The organism is Stenotrophomonas sp. SMYL89 (assembly GCF_036319985.1).
GTDB lineage: Bacteria > Pseudomonadota > Gammaproteobacteria > Xanthomonadales > Xanthomonadaceae > Stenotrophomonas > Stenotrophomonas maltophilia_Q.
In genome coordinates, this window is record NZ_JAWIRW010000006.1 from 218,669 (window position 1) to 232,461 (window position 13,793).

16 protein-coding genes and 1 tRNA gene are annotated in these 13,793 nt (G+C 66.3%); 11 read left to right on the top strand and 6 right to left on the bottom strand.

Features of this window, described 5'->3' with window-relative positions; translation table 11 throughout:
* Positions 1-28: 28 nt before the first annotated feature.
* On the top strand, positions 29-712 hold the full coding sequence (locus tag V3B41_RS10065; RefSeq protein WP_004136763.1) for a response regulator transcription factor: 684 nt from the start codon (positions 29-31) through the stop codon (positions 710-712).
* A gap of 25 nt (positions 713-737) precedes the next feature.
* Complete coding sequence (locus V3B41_RS10070; RefSeq protein WP_106549921.1) at positions 738-2,162, top strand: sensor histidine kinase; 1,425 nt, start codon at positions 738-740, stop codon at positions 2,160-2,162.
* 36 nt (positions 2,163-2,198) lie between these two features.
* Here the strand turns inward: V3B41_RS10070 and V3B41_RS10075 are convergent, their stop codons facing one another.
* Positions 2,199-2,987, bottom strand: coding sequence for a M90 family metallopeptidase (locus tag V3B41_RS10075; RefSeq protein WP_329860909.1), 789 nt, complete (start codon positions 2,985-2,987; stop codon positions 2,199-2,201).
* Positions 2,954-3,232 carry a hypothetical protein gene (locus V3B41_RS10080; RefSeq protein WP_005411956.1) on the bottom strand — a complete coding sequence of 93 codons (279 nt, stop codon included), beginning with the start codon at positions 3,230-3,232 and terminating at the stop codon, positions 2,954-2,956. The genes V3B41_RS10075 and V3B41_RS10080 overlap by 34 nt, the downstream gene beginning before the upstream one ends.
* A gap of 144 nt (positions 3,233-3,376) precedes the next feature.
* Here V3B41_RS10080 and birA point away from each other — a divergent pair, with 144 nt between their 5' ends.
* The 4 genes from birA to V3B41_RS10100 all read left to right on the top strand — a co-directional run bounded on the left by birA (position 3,377) and on the right by V3B41_RS10100 (position 6,198).
* Entirely contained in the window at positions 3,377-4,345 is a 969-nt protein-coding gene (birA, locus tag V3B41_RS10085) for a bifunctional biotin--[acetyl-CoA-carboxylase] ligase/biotin operon repressor BirA (RefSeq protein ID WP_329860911.1), read from the top strand.
* The gene (locus tag V3B41_RS10090) at positions 4,342-5,073 is read left to right on the top strand and encodes a type III pantothenate kinase (protein ID WP_197632523.1); all 732 of its coding nucleotides are present in this window, start codon (positions 4,342-4,344) and stop codon (positions 5,071-5,073) included. Before birA ends, V3B41_RS10090 begins: the two co-directional genes overlap by 4 nt.
* Before the next feature lie 9 nt (positions 5,074-5,082).
* Positions 5,083-5,925 carry an SPOR domain-containing protein gene (locus V3B41_RS10095; RefSeq protein WP_197632524.1) on the top strand — a complete coding sequence of 281 codons (843 nt, stop codon included), beginning with the start codon at positions 5,083-5,085 and terminating at the stop codon, positions 5,923-5,925.
* 197 nt (positions 5,926-6,122) lie between these two features.
* Positions 6,123-6,198, top strand: a tRNA-Thr gene (locus tag V3B41_RS10100).
* Positions 6,199-6,207: 9 nt separating this feature from the next.
* On the opposite strand, the gene V3B41_RS10105 is transcribed toward V3B41_RS10100, so the two are convergent.
* On the bottom strand, positions 6,208-6,495 hold the full coding sequence (locus tag V3B41_RS10105) for a helix-turn-helix transcriptional regulator (protein ID WP_329860914.1): 288 nt from the start codon (positions 6,493-6,495) through the stop codon (positions 6,208-6,210).
* A gap of 90 nt (positions 6,496-6,585) precedes the next feature.
* On the opposite strand from V3B41_RS10105, the gene V3B41_RS10110 reads away from it, so the two are divergent.
* Positions 6,586-7,047 carry a hypothetical protein gene (locus V3B41_RS10110; protein WP_329860916.1) on the top strand — a complete coding sequence of 154 codons (462 nt, stop codon included), beginning with the start codon at positions 6,586-6,588 and terminating at the stop codon, positions 7,045-7,047.
* Here the strand turns inward: V3B41_RS10110 and V3B41_RS10115 are convergent.
* The 3 genes from V3B41_RS10115 to V3B41_RS10125 form a co-directional block, all read right to left on the bottom strand.
* Positions 7,044-8,003: a reverse transcriptase family protein gene (locus V3B41_RS10115; protein ID WP_329860918.1), complete on the bottom strand. Its 960-nt coding sequence runs from the start codon at positions 8,001-8,003 to the stop codon at positions 7,044-7,046. The genes V3B41_RS10110 and V3B41_RS10115 overlap by 4 nt on opposite strands.
* Positions 7,954-8,274: a helix-turn-helix transcriptional regulator gene (locus V3B41_RS10120; protein ID WP_329860920.1), complete on the bottom strand. Its 321-nt coding sequence runs from the start codon at positions 8,272-8,274 to the stop codon at positions 7,954-7,956. Before V3B41_RS10120 ends, V3B41_RS10115 begins: the two co-directional genes overlap by 50 nt.
* A 90-nt stretch (positions 8,275-8,364) precedes the next feature.
* Positions 8,365-8,502 (bottom strand): hypothetical protein, encoded by a 138-nt coding sequence (locus tag V3B41_RS10125; RefSeq protein ID WP_265129114.1) that lies wholly within the window; start codon positions 8,500-8,502, stop codon positions 8,365-8,367.
* A 659-nt stretch (positions 8,503-9,161) separates the two neighbouring features.
* On the opposite strand from V3B41_RS10125, the gene V3B41_RS10130 reads away from it, so the two are divergent.
* The 4 genes from V3B41_RS10130 to V3B41_RS10145 all read left to right on the top strand — a co-directional run bounded on the left by V3B41_RS10130 (position 9,162) and on the right by V3B41_RS10145 (position 13,252).
* Positions 9,162-9,461 (top strand): helix-turn-helix domain-containing protein, encoded by a 300-nt coding sequence (locus V3B41_RS10130; protein WP_329860923.1) that lies wholly within the window; start codon positions 9,162-9,164, stop codon positions 9,459-9,461.
* 3 nt (positions 9,462-9,464) lie between these two features.
* Positions 9,465-11,912: a bifunctional DNA primase/polymerase gene (locus V3B41_RS10135; RefSeq protein WP_329860926.1), complete on the top strand. Its 2,448-nt coding sequence runs from the start codon at positions 9,465-9,467 to the stop codon at positions 11,910-11,912.
* A 586-nt stretch (positions 11,913-12,498) separates the two neighbouring features.
* Positions 12,499-13,014 (top strand): hypothetical protein, encoded by a 516-nt coding sequence (locus V3B41_RS10140; RefSeq protein ID WP_329860928.1) that lies wholly within the window; start codon positions 12,499-12,501, stop codon positions 13,012-13,014.
* Positions 13,007-13,252, top strand: a complete 246-nt coding sequence (locus tag V3B41_RS10145; RefSeq protein ID WP_329860930.1) for a hypothetical protein — start codon at positions 13,007-13,009, stop codon at positions 13,250-13,252. The genes V3B41_RS10140 and V3B41_RS10145 overlap by 8 nt, the downstream gene beginning before the upstream one ends.
* Positions 13,253-13,793 lie beyond the last annotated feature (541 nt).

The window sequence follows — 13,793 nt, forward strand, 5'->3', positions numbered from 1 at the left end:
GCCACACCCAGGACACTAGGGAGAGTTCATGCGTATCCTTCTGGTCGAAGACGAAGCCCCGCTGCGTGAGACCCTGGCAGCCCGGCTCAAGCGCGAAGGCTTTGCCGTCGATGCTGCGCAGGACGGCGAGGAAGGCCTCTACATGGGGCGCGAAGTTCCGTTCGATGTCGGCATCATCGACCTCGGCCTGCCCAAGATGTCGGGCATGGAGCTGATCAAGGCCCTGCGTGACGAAGGCAAGAAGTTTCCGGTGCTGATCCTGACCGCGCGTTCGAGCTGGCAGGACAAGGTCGAGGGCCTGAAGCAGGGCGCCGACGACTACCTGGTCAAGCCGTTCCACGTCGAAGAGCTGCTGGCCCGCGTCAACGCGCTGCTGCGCCGCGCCGCCGGCTGGAGCAAGCCGACCCTGGAATGCGGACCGGTCGCCCTGGACCTGGCTGCGCAGACCGTCAGCGTGGCCGGCAGCAATGTCGACCTCACCAGCTACGAGTACAAGGTGCTGGAGTACCTGATGATGCACGCCGGTGAACTGGTCTCCAAGGCCGACCTCACCGAGCACATCTACCAGCAGGACTTCGACCGCGACTCGAACGTGCTGGAAGTGTTCATCGGCCGCCTGCGCAAGAAGCTGGACCCGGATGGCGAACTGAAGCCGATCGAGACCGTGCGCGGTCGCGGCTACCGTTTCGCGATCCCGCGCAACGAGGGCTGAGCCGGCTCCGCCTGGCGAGACCATGATGTCCGGCCGTCTGTGGTTCTTCCGACGCTGGCGGCCGCGCTCACTGCAGGCGCGCCAGATGCTTGCCGCGTCCGTGGGCCTGGTCGCGTTCCTGGCGCTGGCCGGTTACGCGCTCGACGCCGCCTTCGCCGATACGGCGAAGGCGAACCTGCGTGAGCGCCTGAAGAACTACGCCACCGCCTACGCGGCCGGCATCGACTTCACCCGCGACCGCTCGCTGTACATCCGCGAGCAGCCGCCGGACTCGCGCTTCGACGTGCCCGGCAGCGGCCTGTACCTGCAGGTGGTGATGCCGCACGGCAAGGGCAATTCGATGTCCGCCGAAGGCCCGATGCTGCCCACCGTCGGCGGCGGCCTGCTGGCGCCGCGCCAGGAAGTGTTCGAAGGCCCGCTGCCGATGATCCAGATCGACGGCAGCCAAGGCTCGGTGTACCGCTATGGCCTGGGCCTGGTGTGGGACGCCGACGCCGACCCGGCCACCGAATTCCCGTACACCATCTACGTGATGGAAGACTCGCGCGCACTGGGCGCGCAGCTGCGGGTGTTCCGTGGCCGTGTCTGGTTCTACCTGGGCGGCATCGGCCTGATCCTGCTGCTGCTGCAGACCGTCATCCTGCAGTGGAGCCTGCGCCCGCTGCGGCGGGTGATCACCGAGCTGACCAAGGTGCAGCGCGGCGAGACCGAGCGCATGAGCGAGCGCCACCCGCGCGAGCTGGAGCCGCTGACCGACAGCATCAACGCCTTCATTGAAAGCGAGCGCGAGAACCTCGAGCGCCAGCGCAATACCCTGGCCGACCTGGCGCACAGCCTGAAGACGCCCATCGCCGTGCTGCGCACGCAGATGGACAGCGGTGCCGGCGATGGCGCGCTGCGCGAGGAACTGGACGTGCAGCTGCAGCGCATGAACAACCTGGTTTCGTACCAGCTGGCACGTGCTGCGTCATCGGGCCACAAGCTGTTCTCCGCACCGCTGCCGATCGAGTCCAACGCCGAGGAAATCGTACGTGGCCTGGAAAAGGTCTACGCCTCCAAGGGCGTGCTGTGCGAGTTCGACATCGACCCGGCCGCGCGCTTCCACGGCGAACCGGGCGACCTGCAGGAGCTGCTTGGCAACCTGCTGGAAAATGCCTTCAAGTGGGCCAACCGCCGCGTACTGCTGACCGCGCAGCCGCTGCCGGCCCCGAACGCGCGCCGCGCGGGCCTGCTGCTGGCGGTGGACGACGATGGCCCGGGTATCGCCCCGGACGACATCGGCAAGGTGCTGCAGCGTGGCGTGCGTGGCGACGAGCGCGTGCAGGGCCACGGCATCGGCCTGTCGATCGTGCAGGACCTGATCAAGGATTACCGCGGCGAGCTGGCCGTTGGCCGTTCCGGCGAACTGGGTGGGGCCCGCTTCGAAGTGCGCCTGCCGCCGGGGCCGTGATCCACGTCGCCGGGCCATGCCCGGCGGACCCGTGAATCACCCCACCATCTTCGGCGGCTCGCCATACAACTGCCGCAGCTGCGCCGCCACCTCCGGCAGCGCCTGCTGCAGCACATCCGGTGCCGAGAAGTGGTACTCGCTGGCCACCGCGAAGAACTCTTCCGGTGCTTCGGCCGCGTACGGGTCGATCAACGTTTCTTCGCCCGCGTCCACCTGCGCACAGAACGCATCGTAGGCACGCTGGAAAATGCGCGCCCATTCGCGCTGCCATTCGCGCGGCAGCGGCGGCGTGCCATCCATCGCGCCATCCAGCGCGTCCAGCTTGTGCACCATCTCGTGCACCGCCACGCAGTAACCCTCGTGCGGCGCGGCCAGCTCGGCCTGCACGTCGGCCCAGGACAGGATCAACGGGCCGCTGTCCCACGACTCGCCGATCAGCTCGTCATCCCATTCGTGCAGCACGCCGGCCGCATCCATGTGGCTGCGGTGCACCCGGAACGCATCGGGGTAGACCACCAGCTGCGACCAGCCTTCCAGCCCCACCTCGCCGAATTCCAGCAGCGGCAGGCAGCACAGCGCGGCCAGCAGCACGCCATCGCCGGCGTGCAGCTGCAGATCGCCGATCGGGGTGATGGTCTTCTCGTGCAGGAAGCGGGTGGCCAGCACGCGCAGGCGTGCGCGGCGTTCGTCGTCCAGGCCGTGCAGCCAGGCCGCGCGGCGGCAGGCCTCATCCCACAGTGCATCGTCGATCGGCCGCGGTGCAGGCCGCAGCCACTGCAGCAACGACTTGATCAGCGGAACATTCCCGGCAGGTAGCTGTGCCACTTCGGGGCACGGATGCGCTGCAGCACGTCGTCGTCGCTGCCACCGCCGCCCGTGCTGGTGTTGGCCGCCGGGCGGACCGGCGCCGGCTTGGTGGTGGCGGCCGAAGCGGTCGCGGTCGGTGCGCGCTGCGAGGCGGCATCGCCGTTGGAGGACACGCAGGCCCCGCGGCTGTCGTCCAGCGCTGCCGTCGCAGACGCCGCGAAGGGCATCGTCAGCAGGATCAGGCAATGGGCATAACGGCGCATTGACGACATCCACGTTAAGGGAAGGTGAGTTCCCGATTCTAGCCCGAACCCGGCGCCCCGTTGGAAGCCCTCGCGGAACCCAGCGTGGCGGGCGTCGTTGGCGGCTTTCCCGCATAATTCCTTCCTGACTTCGTGGAAGCTGCCGTGGACGACCGCCAATTGCTGGCCAAACTCGCTGCCGGTCGCCTCTCCGGCGACGCCCTGGCCCGTGAGCTGGGCCAGACCCGGGCGGCCATTTGGAAGCGTATTCAAGGACTTAGAGCCGCCGGTGTAGACATCGAGGGCCGTGCTGGCGAGGGCTATGGCCTGACCCGGCCGGTCGATCTGCTGGACCCGGCCACGATCCGCGCCGGCCTCCCCGCCGACGCGCAGGCCCTGCTGCATGACCTGCAGGTGGCCTGGACAGTGGACTCGACCAATGCCGAATTGCTGCGTTGCAGCGCGCCCCAGCGCGGGGTGAGCGTTCTGCTGGCCGAACGCCAGACCGGTGGCCGGGGTCGCCGCGGCCGCACCTGGGCCTCGCCACTGGCAGCGCACGTCTATCTGTCGGTGCTGCGCCTGTACTCCGGTGGCCTGGGTCGCCTGGCCGGGCTGAGCCTGGTGGCCGGCATCGCCGTGGCCGAGGCGATGCACGACCTGGGCTACACCCAGGCACAGCTGAAGTGGCCGAATGACCTGATCGTTGATGGCCGTCGCAAGCTGGTCGGCCTGCTGGCCGAGGGCGGTGGCGAATACGCCGGCCCGGCGCGGGCGGTGATCGGCATCGGCATCAACACGCACATGCCGCCGTCGTTTGCCGAGCAGATCACCCAGCCATGGGTGGATCTGGACACGTTGGCCGGCAAGCCGGTGGATCGCAACGTCGTGGTCGCCGCCGTACTCGCGCGCCTGCTGCCGGCACTGGAAGAATTCGACCGCGAAGGGCTGGCGCCCTTCCTGCCACGCTACGCCGCCTTCGACATGCTGGCCGGCCGCGAAGTACGCGTGGAGCTGGAAGGACAGTGGCAGCACGGTACCGCGCTCGGCCTGGCCGATGACGGCGCACTGCGCGTGCGCATCGATGGCCAGGAGCGCCTGCTGCACGCCGGCGAAGTCAGCGTGAGGGCGGCATGAGCGATTGGTTGTTCGACCTCGGCAACTCGCGCTTCAAGTTCGCGCCGTTGCAGGGTGACCGTGCAGGCGACGTGCAGGCCTGGGCGCATGGCGCCGAAGGCATGGCCGGGCAGCCGCCGCACAGCCTGCCCAGCGGCCGCACCGCGTTCGTGGCCAGCGTGGCCGCGCCGTCGCTGACCAGCGCCATGCTGGACCAGCTGCAGCGCCGCTTTGAACACGTGCACGTGGTGCGCACCAGCGCCGAATGCGCCGGCGTGCGCATTGCCTATGCCAAGCCGGAAAAGTTCGGTGTCGATCGCTTCCTGGCCCTGCTGGCCGCGGCCAAGGCGCAGCGCCCGGTGCTGGTGGTGGGCGTGGGCACCGCACTGACGATTGATCTGCTCGACGCCGACGGCCAGCACCACGGTGGCCGCATTTCCGCATCGCCCACCACCATGCGCGAAGCACTGCATGCCCGCGCGGTGCAGCTGCCGGCCACGGGCGGTGATTACAGCGAATTCGCCAACGACACCGCCGACGCGCTGGCCTCCGGCTGCGATGGTGCGGCCGTGGCGCTGATCGAACGCAGCGCACAGCAGGCGGACGCGCTGCTGGGCGTGGCACCGTCGCTGCTGGTGCACGGCGGCGGCGCACCGGCGCTGATGCCGCTGCTGCCCGGCGCCGACTACCACCCGTCGCTGGTGCTGGATGGCCTCGCCCGCTGGGCGGTGCACCAGCCCGCAGGCTAGTATCCGCGCATGCTGACCCGTGCCCTGATCGTCGTACTGGCCATCCTCAATCTTGGCGTCGCCTGCTGGTGGCTGCTGCGCGATGCGCCGCAGAAGCCTGCGCCGCCGCCGCAAGCGCCCGGCGTGGCCGAGCTGCGCTGGGTGCCCGGTGGCGTGGATGCCACCGCCGCTGCCGAAGCCACGGCCGCCGCGCCGACCGCGCCGCTGATAGAACGGGAACCGGCCGAGAAGACCGCTGTGGCAGCGACGCCTGCGCCGGCCGTGCCGGCCAAGCCTGAGGCCACGTCGGTTGCCGCAGCTGCCAAGCCGGTGACGCCGCCCGCGCCGACCCCGACCCCGACCCCGACCCTGGCGCCGGAAAAGCCCGCGCCCCCGCCTGCCGCCGCCGAGCCGCCGCGCTGTGTCGCACTGGGGCCGTTTGCTGACCGCGCCGCCGCCACCAGCGCGCAGGGCAAGGCCGGCAACGTCATCAGTCAGGTACGCCTGCGCGAACAGCCTGCCGCCAGCGGCAGCGCCCGCTACCGGGTGATGCTGCCGGCCGGCGCCAACCGCGAAGAGGCCCAGGCCACGGTCAAGCGCATCGTCGCCGCCGGCCTGAGCGACTACTACATCATCAGCCAGGGCGAGGACATCAACGCCGTGGCGCTGGGCCAGTATCGCAACCGCGAAGGCGCCGAGCGGCGCATGGCTGCCGTGCAGGCTGCCGGCTTCCAGCCGCGCCTGGTGGCCAGCGGCGACGCCGGCCAGTGGTGGCTGGAGGGGCAGCTGGCGGCGGGCACGCAGCCGGCCCAGGCCCAGCAGCGCAGCGGCGCGGCACAGAGCCGGTCGCTGGAATGCGCAAGGTTGCGCTAGAATCCCCGGACCGCGGCGCTGCCGCCGGTGATGCACCCATGCCGCTTTAGCTCAGTTGGTAGAGCAACTGTCTTGTAACTCGGACGCGGTTGTTGTGGCGGCAGGCCGGAAGGCTAAGCGCGGCAAGGCTTTAGGCCCGCCAGCGCGTAAACTGCGGGGCAGGCCGAACACGGTTTGAGCAAGAGAAGTACGACATCGCCGCTTTAGCTCAGTTGGTAGAGCAACTGATTTGTAATCAGTAGGTCGTCCGTTCGAATCGGACAAGCGGCACCATCCCCGCGATCAGCGCCCCTTCGCGCTGCTCTTCCTGGACCTCGGGTACAGCCTGGCCGCGCGCTGTTCCAGGTACTCGCCCAGCAGCCCGAGCGGCTCCACGCCGAGCGCCTCGGCGAACTCGACCAGCTCCACGGCGTCGATCCGACGCTCCCCGCGCTCGCACTTCGACACGAACGTCTGCGTGTTGCCCAGGCGCGAGGCCAGCTCGACCTGCGACATGCCGACTCGCTTGCGGGCCGTCTTCAGGACGGCCAGCAGTAGCTGGTAGTCGGGATTGTGGGTCGATTGGGCCATCGTGCGGTGACAGGCGGGTCACCGCACGCTAGAGTCCGTATTGGATTAGTCCAAAATAGACTATTTACTGACCTAGCTCAGGGGGAGTGCATGAAGCGGATAGGTATTCTTCTGGTCGTTCTGGTGGTCCTGGCCTGGATCGGGTCGAAGGTGGTGCCGCGAAGCGAGCCGACAGTCGCCCCCGCGCCTGTAACGGCGGCAGAGCCGTCGCCGAAGCAAGCGCAAGAGCCTGCAGCGCCACAGCCCGAGCCGGATCGCCCCATGTCGGCGGCCGAGAAGAAGGCGCAGCAGGAGAAGTGGTTCGGCGCCGAGGCCATCATCGCGGCCGAGCGCGCCGTCAGGCGCGAGTTTAAGGACCCGAACTCAGCGCAATTCAAGGATGTGCGCGCCAACTACACCGAGGAGTTCGGCGTGGTCGCCTGCGGCCGAGTCAACGCCAAGAACGAGTTCGGCGGGTACACCGGCTTCCAACGCTTTGTATTCGGGGATGGGCGAGTGATTCTTGAGGGGCGGAACAACGTCGCCGATGCTTGGGTCGAGGCCTGTCTCTAATGCCCTTTCGTCAACCGTGCGGCTTCCGCTCGGTGCCTGTCGCGGTTCGCGTCGTCCAATAGCGCGAGATGGCGCTTTTGTCCTGCGACACTTGCCCTAAGGCTGGGATCGTGGGGATTCAACTCAAGCTGCGTCTGCGCAGCCCGCATCTTTCGGTGCTGCTTGTTCGGGGCGCGGCTTACTCCATTTCTGCATGCCCTGCCTGTCACAAGCTTGGGTGCGTGTGCATGGAACACTCGGGTCTTGGTTTCCTTCACGGTCAGACCCGCTTTGCGCAATAATCGACTGATCCAACGGATGTCGGTATGCCCGAACCCTTTTCCGGTTATCCCCATGTCGTCGATGTAAAGCGTAAACACCCCACCGCGTGAGCGGACGCGCTTATCAATGGCGTCGAATACCTCGCGGTATGCCCAAAAGGACACGAGAGGGCTTGCAGGGCTGCCAGTAGCCAGGTGTCCATCGCAGCAGAGTAGGTTGGCCAGCGTCTCAGCTACGTCCCTCGGCTGCTTCAAGTAGACCTCGAAAAAATGGATAACGCGCTCGCGGGTGGCTGACTGATAGAACGAGTCGATGTCCATCGTGATCGTGCATCCATCCGCCTCGCAATGAGTGGCAGAGTTGCTTAGGTAGGAGCGGCCAGATCGCGCGGAATGCAGGTAGTCCGGAAGCTCAACGCGGCGGAGGAGCTCAAGGAAGCGAGCTTGGAAGGCTTTGGCACTTTTTGCAGGAGCTTCGATCAGCCGCTCCTTGCCTGGCTTCGACCTGTCGATGTACCGACTGAAGTTGCTGGGCCTCCTGCAGAACTCTCTAAGCTGGCCAGTCGTCCCGGCCCACCGCAGAATTGCGGCGAGCCGGGTATGGCTCGTCATTCCGTATAGCGGGGACGAAACGATCGCGTAGCGCTCAGTTCGCTTTCGTGTGGGCGTCGTCTTTTTCGTCCTCGGTGTGTTCATTCCCAACAGTCCATGAGAGAACGCTCAGCAGTTTTCGGGCGCGAGCACGCCGTGCATCGGACTCACCTTCAAGCGCTTCCATGAAGCTGAGGAAGGTGGAGGCTGGTACGTCGAAGGTGTGCGCGTACTTGTTCAAGACTTCGAGGCTCACCTTCTTTTCGCCTCGCTCCAGTTCTGACAAATAGGACTTGGAGATTCCTAGTGCGTCAGCGAGTTCGCCCTGTTTCATCCGATGCACTTCTCGGACGATCTTGAGGGCTTTGTTCAACATGTCTACTCCCGTTTTGCAAGGAGTGCTTAGGTCTGTTCTAAGGGAGGGTGCTGATCTTGTCGTATCGTGCTTGCTGGCTATTGGCTGAAATCAGAGATAGCGATCCATCAACTTCCAGATCACCCCAATCACCAAACGCATGAACCAAGGCTTCCTCAGAAAACGCTTGAGGTAACCGACCAACTGCTGACGCTTGTCGTGCTTCCGACCGTTCTGCTTGCTACTCATGGTCTTGTCTCGGTGTGGTGCGAAATTGCACCCCTTGCGACACCTGAGACGGGGAAGCGCCAGCTTTTGCCCTCCTATAGCCCACTGGCGTCGCTCCTTGCCGACGCCACCTGAATCCCACGACCCTCGACCTTCGATCATCGACCTCGGACCGACGTCGCCGCAGGAGCCTGTGGGGCTTTCGCCCCTCGAGCCTTTCGGCCCACAACGTGCAAGGATGATCCCCGTCACGACAGTTACAGACTGCCAGAGCTGCGTGACGGAGTCATGCTGCTGGCGAACGTTTGTTCAGTTAATATTTATGTTATTGATGGGCGCATGGTCGCATCAGGCAGCCTGTGCCGCTTCCGATACCGGCACTGTCTGATACCGGAGCAGCCCCGGGGCGAACCGGACGACACGGGCTCGCCGGGGAGCCCGGACACAACGTTGGTGTCAACGCGCGAGCCATCCGGGTACAGTGTGGTTAATCGGGCTGCTGACCAGACCAGCTCGAGGATTGCCGGCAGTAGCTATGGCGATCAGAAGTGCTTTCGGTGGCAAGAACAGCCGAGGCCAGCCCAGCGTGACGAACTGAGCAGCCCATCTCTGCGACGCACAGCAGCCCAGTCCCCCGGCGGCATTCCGCCTCCGCGGGAACTTGGAGATGGAGCACGCCTGTGACTACCCCCGAACCCAACAAGCTCACTCCCGAGGAACTGGCCGAACTGCACGCGCTTCCCGACGCGGCTATGGTCAAGCCCGAGGAAGCCGCCACGTTCCTGCGGCTCAAGCGCGCCACGTTGTCGTGGTATCGCTGCCACGGCGGCGGGCCGAAGTACTCCCGCGTCGGGCCGAAGCTGATCCGTTACCGCATGGGCGACTTGCGCGACTACGCAAGGGGCCAGCCGATGAGCGAGGGCGTCCGCAAGGTCGCCGCCGCGATGCTGGCCGCCCGCACCGCCAACGCGGAGAACTGACCGATGGCCGCACAAGAAAACGCCCACGGCGTGCTAGACCGTGGGCGCAAGGTTACGACTGACCGGGAGACGGAGCCTGCCAGAGCTCACGGGGTCAATGATGCCGCTAGGTCTGCCGGACCGACGCCATCGTTCGACGTCGATGGTCTGATCCGCGCGGGTCTCACACTGATCCCGCTCCACAGGTGGGACGCGAAGGACGCGAGAGGCCGCGCACGTGGCAAGACCCCGAGGGACGCGGCTTGGCAGGCGAAGGACTACGACAGCCGCGAGGTGGTCGAGGGCGCACGGCGCGACAGCCGCAACGTGGGCGTGCGCCTGCCGCCGACCTGGATGGTGCTGGACGTGGACCCGCGCAACTTTGGCGGGAAGGACGATCCCGACAATGCCGCCGGACGCGACCCGCTGGCCGAGCTGGCACGCGACGCGATGCTCGATCTGTCGACGTGCCCGCACGTCGTCACTGGCTCGGGCGGCCACCACTACTACTTCCGAAAGCCGGCCGACGTGCAACTGCTCGATAGTCTGGAGCGCTACCCCGGCGTGGAGTTCAAGAGCCAGGGGCGCCAGGTCGTCGCCCCCGGCTCCGTGCATCCGAACGGAAGGCGGTACGAGTGGGACGACCTGGCACCTTTCCCCGAGGAAGCACCGCACGTGCCCGACGCGCTGCTGCGCCTCATCCGCCGCCCGACGCGGGCTCACGGCGAGGCGGCGGGCTTCGGCGAGCTCACGCCGGAGATGCTGGCCGAGACGCTGGAGCAGCTCGACCCCGAAGCGTTCGCCGAGCACGACAAGTGGCGCGACCTGATGATGGCCTGCCATCACGCCACCGCGGGCGAGGGGCGGCAGGAGTTCATCGACTGGAGCACGCAGGACCTGAAGTACCGGGACGATGCGTGGATCATCGGCAGGCGCTGGGACTCGCTGCACGCCACCGCAGGCAAGGGCGGGCGGCCCATCACGGTGAAGCTGCTGCACAAGTTCGTGCAGGAGGCGGGAGGCCACGTCGCGCGCGTCGACGCGGTCGACGACTTCGAGGTGTATGAGGACCCCGAGGACTTGGGCCTGGGCGTGGACGACGCGACGCTGCGCGAGCCGCCGAAGGTGACGGGCGTAGACGCCGTAGTCGAGGAGCTCAACGAGAAGCACTGCGTAGTGATGGAGGGCGGCAAGTTCAGGGTATTCACCGAGATGTTCGACCCCGTTGTGAAGCGCCCGTTCTTCCAGCGGTCCACGAAGGAGGATTTCCAGAACCTATATCTCAACCAGCTTGTCGAGCGCCCCAACGAAAAGCCGTTGCCGAAGGCACACTTCTGGCTGAAGCACCCGAGGCGCCGCCAATACCAAGGCATCATTTTCGATCCAAGCCAAGAGCACGACGGCTGGCTCAACCTGTGGCGCGGCTGGTCTGAGCAGCCGAAGAAGGGCGACTGGTCGCTGCTGCGCGAACTGATCCGGGACGTACTCGTGGACGGCGTGGAAGAGCACTTCGAGTACGTACTCAACTGGATGGCCTACATGTTCCAGCATCCCGATAAGGTTGCCGAGGTGGCGCTCTGCTTCAAGGGCAAGAAGGGCACCGGCAAGGGCACGCTCGGACGTGCGCTGTCCGATCTGGCGGGGACGCACGGACTACACGTCAGCGCGCCAGAGCACATAACGGGACGCTTCAACTCGCACCTACAGAACTGTGTGTGCCTGTTTGCCGACGAGGCCTTCTGGGCCGGCGATAAGGAGGGTGAATCGAAGCTCAAGCAACTGGTCACCGAACCAACCATGACGTACGAGGGCAAGGGACGCGACGCGGTCAAGGGCAAGAACTTGGTGCACATCGTCATGGCCTCCAACTCGGAATGGGCGGTGCCAGCAGGGCTGGGTGACGAGCGCCGCTTCGCCGTGTTCCAGGTCAACGATAGCCGGCGCGGCGACAAAGACTTCTTCCGCCGTCTCAACCGCCAGCTCGACCAAGGAGGTCGCGCAGCCCTGCTGCACGACATGCTCACTCGCGAACTTGGCGAATGGGCACCACGCGACAATGTGCCGAACAGCAAGGCACTTGCAGACCAGAAGATCCGCGGCTTAGACCTGGAGCACGAATGGTGGCTTTCGCTGCTCCAGTCGGGCGAGCGCCCGACTGACGATCTCGACGGTGTACCTGCCGACGAAGTGCTGGGCAGCGCAACGACCTGGGGCGAGGAACCTGTCGGCATCCTGTGCTCCACATTGCGTGAGTCCTATCGCGCCTACGCAAAGGAAAAGCGGCGCTCCTGGAAAGCGGACGACGCCTTGGGCAGGGTTCTGGCTGATCTCGGTGTCCAGCGTCGCCAAGTTGGCACGAAGCGACACCGTGGAAAGTGGTACTACGTCCTGCCCCCGTTCGGCCAGGCGCTCGACGCTATGGCGAAGGCTCTGGGCGTGGACGCTGATAGGTTGCTTGGAGCGCGCGACTGAGGCACCTGCGCAATATGGGGAAAAGCGAGCCGCAACTGCATCTCGGTTGCGGCTTTTTCTTTACATGGCAAGCACTTGAGCCCGACGCAATCGCCGCACTCAGGAAAACGACGTCCCACTTGTCATCGTAAATCGTCTTGATATTGCCTCTTGAACCGTGCTCTCGGCCGATCCGAGGTGACGCTTTCTCTTTCTTACTTTTTAAGTAGTTGCAGTAGCTGCAGTAATTACACAGATGGCAAAATATTGATTTGCAAAAGCATTTGTCGAGCCTTTTGCACCCAAGAGGGTAATCGACGCAATCGTTCCTCAGCTTCTTGGACAATCCTGCGGCCCCGGCCCGAACAGCCGTGGCCGACCTCTCGGCGCAGCGGCCGATGCGGGGGAATGCGCCGGTTCGTCCTTCCGACCGTGTGTGCCGTGTCCTTCGCGCGCGAGGGCAAGTCCGGGCAACCAAACCCCTTAATCAAGCATCGGATGGCCGCCACCATCCAAGCTGTTGATCCAACTGCTTGAACGATGGCGTGCCTACGCGCGTAAGCACGACACGATCACGCCGTAAGCCACTTTTCATGGAGACGGCGACGTGCATTCCATCCCGAACACCTTCACGCCAGAGCGGCGCGAGCTGTTCTTCCAGGTGCTGGAGGACACGTGTTCGCCCAAGCAGGCCGCCGCAGCGGCAGGCATCAGCAGGCAGACGGCCTTCTACCACAAGGCCAACGACATCGAGTTCCGCACCCGGTGGGAGAGGGCGATCGAGGTCGCCCTGGACTCGCTGCTCGCCGAGGCGTACAGGCGCGCCGCGCTCGGGTACGACGAGCCGGTCATCCACCAGGGGCGCCTCGCCACCACCTCGGACCCGACGACCGGCGAGGAGAGGCCGCTGACGGTGCGCAAGCACAGCGACAGGCTCCTGGAGGTTCTCCTGAAGTTCCGCTACGGCGAGCAGATGGCGGACAGGCTGCGCGTCAAGGTCGAGGACACGGGCCTGTCGGCCGACGCCCTGCTGGCGATGCCCGCCGACGAGCGCGCCCAGCTCGTGGCGCTGCTCTCCAAGTACAACGCGGCGCGGCCGCAGGAGGAACAGGACGATGAGTGACAGGCTGAGCGTCGCCGAGGCCCTGGCCAAGGCGGAGCAGATCGAAGTCATGCTGGGCGCGATCCACGACACGGCGCCCGAGGCGGTCGCGGCGATGGGCGGGTGCGACGCCTTGGCCCGGCGCAGCGAGATGACGTGCCTCGGCCCGGTGCCGCGCCTGGATGCGAACGAGTGGGAGCGCATGTCGCTGGAGTACGAGGCGCGGCGCGAGCATGGCAGTGTCAACCGAGGCGCCTAACGGGCAGCCGGTCGCTGTGGAGGTGGGCGGAGTGCGATACCCCTCCGCCAGGCAGGCGGCCCAAGCACTAGGGATCGGGTACAGCGCCGTGACGGCGCGCTGCCACGACCCCAGGCACCCGACCTACCGCTGGCTCGGCGCCACGCCGGGCAGGCGCCAGGTGCACGACCCCTCCACGGTGCGGATGGGCCGGGACTTAGCCGAGCCCTCCCGGTGGGCGTTCGACGGGTGCGTGCGACGCGCGCCCGTGGTGGACACCAACTTCGACCCGCCGCGCTTGGTGCGCTGCGTGGGCTGGGTCGGGTGCATGACGTGCGGCAGGCCGCACTGGTCCGACGACGTCGTGCGGGCGCGCATGTGCGTCGAGTGCGGGGGCGCGGGCGGATGGCCCGTCGGCGCGCGCCCGGACGGGGACCACTGACATTCGATCGGGCAGCGGCGCGACGCCAAGCCCATGAACCGCAAGCCGCCGAGGCGGCGCCGGCTTCGGGGGAAACACGTCCGGAGAACGATGGCGTCCGCAGCCAACGCTCCGCGACAC

Excerpts from the sequence above, each read along its gene's own strand:
- V3B41_RS10080 (WP_005411956.1), bottom strand. The coding sequence starts at position 3,232 with ATGCGCCGTTATGCCCATTGCCTGATCCTGCTGACGATGCCCTTCGCG.
- V3B41_RS10145 (WP_329860930.1), top strand. The coding sequence starts at position 13,007 with ATGAGTGACAGGCTGAGCGTCGCCGAGGCCCTGGCCAAGGCGGAGCAG.
- V3B41_RS10095 (WP_197632524.1), top strand. The coding sequence starts at position 5,083 with ATGCTGACCCGTGCCCTGATCGTCGTACTGGCCATCCTCAATCTTGGC.
- V3B41_RS10070 (WP_106549921.1), top strand. The coding sequence starts at position 738 with ATGTCCGGCCGTCTGTGGTTCTTCCGACGCTGGCGGCCGCGCTCACTG.
- V3B41_RS10110 (WP_329860916.1), top strand. The coding sequence starts at position 6,586 with ATGAAGCGGATAGGTATTCTTCTGGTCGTTCTGGTGGTCCTGGCCTGG.
- V3B41_RS10135 (WP_329860926.1), top strand. The coding sequence starts at position 9,465 with ATGGCCGCACAAGAAAACGCCCACGGCGTGCTAGACCGTGGGCGCAAG.
- V3B41_RS10105 (WP_329860914.1), bottom strand. The coding sequence starts at position 6,495 with ATGGCCCAATCGACCCACAATCCCGACTACCAGCTACTGCTGGCCGTC.
- V3B41_RS10090 (WP_197632523.1), top strand. The coding sequence starts at position 4,342 with ATGAGCGATTGGTTGTTCGACCTCGGCAACTCGCGCTTCAAGTTCGCG.
- V3B41_RS10125 (WP_265129114.1), bottom strand. The coding sequence starts at position 8,502 with ATGAGTAGCAAGCAGAACGGTCGGAAGCACGACAAGCGTCAGCAGTTG.
- V3B41_RS10065 (WP_004136763.1), top strand. The coding sequence starts at position 29 with ATGCGTATCCTTCTGGTCGAAGACGAAGCCCCGCTGCGTGAGACCCTG.
- V3B41_RS10120 (WP_329860920.1), bottom strand. The coding sequence starts at position 8,274 with ATGTTGAACAAAGCCCTCAAGATCGTCCGAGAAGTGCATCGGATGAAA.
- V3B41_RS10115 (WP_329860918.1), bottom strand. The coding sequence starts at position 8,003 with ATGAACACACCGAGGACGAAAAAGACGACGCCCACACGAAAGCGAACT.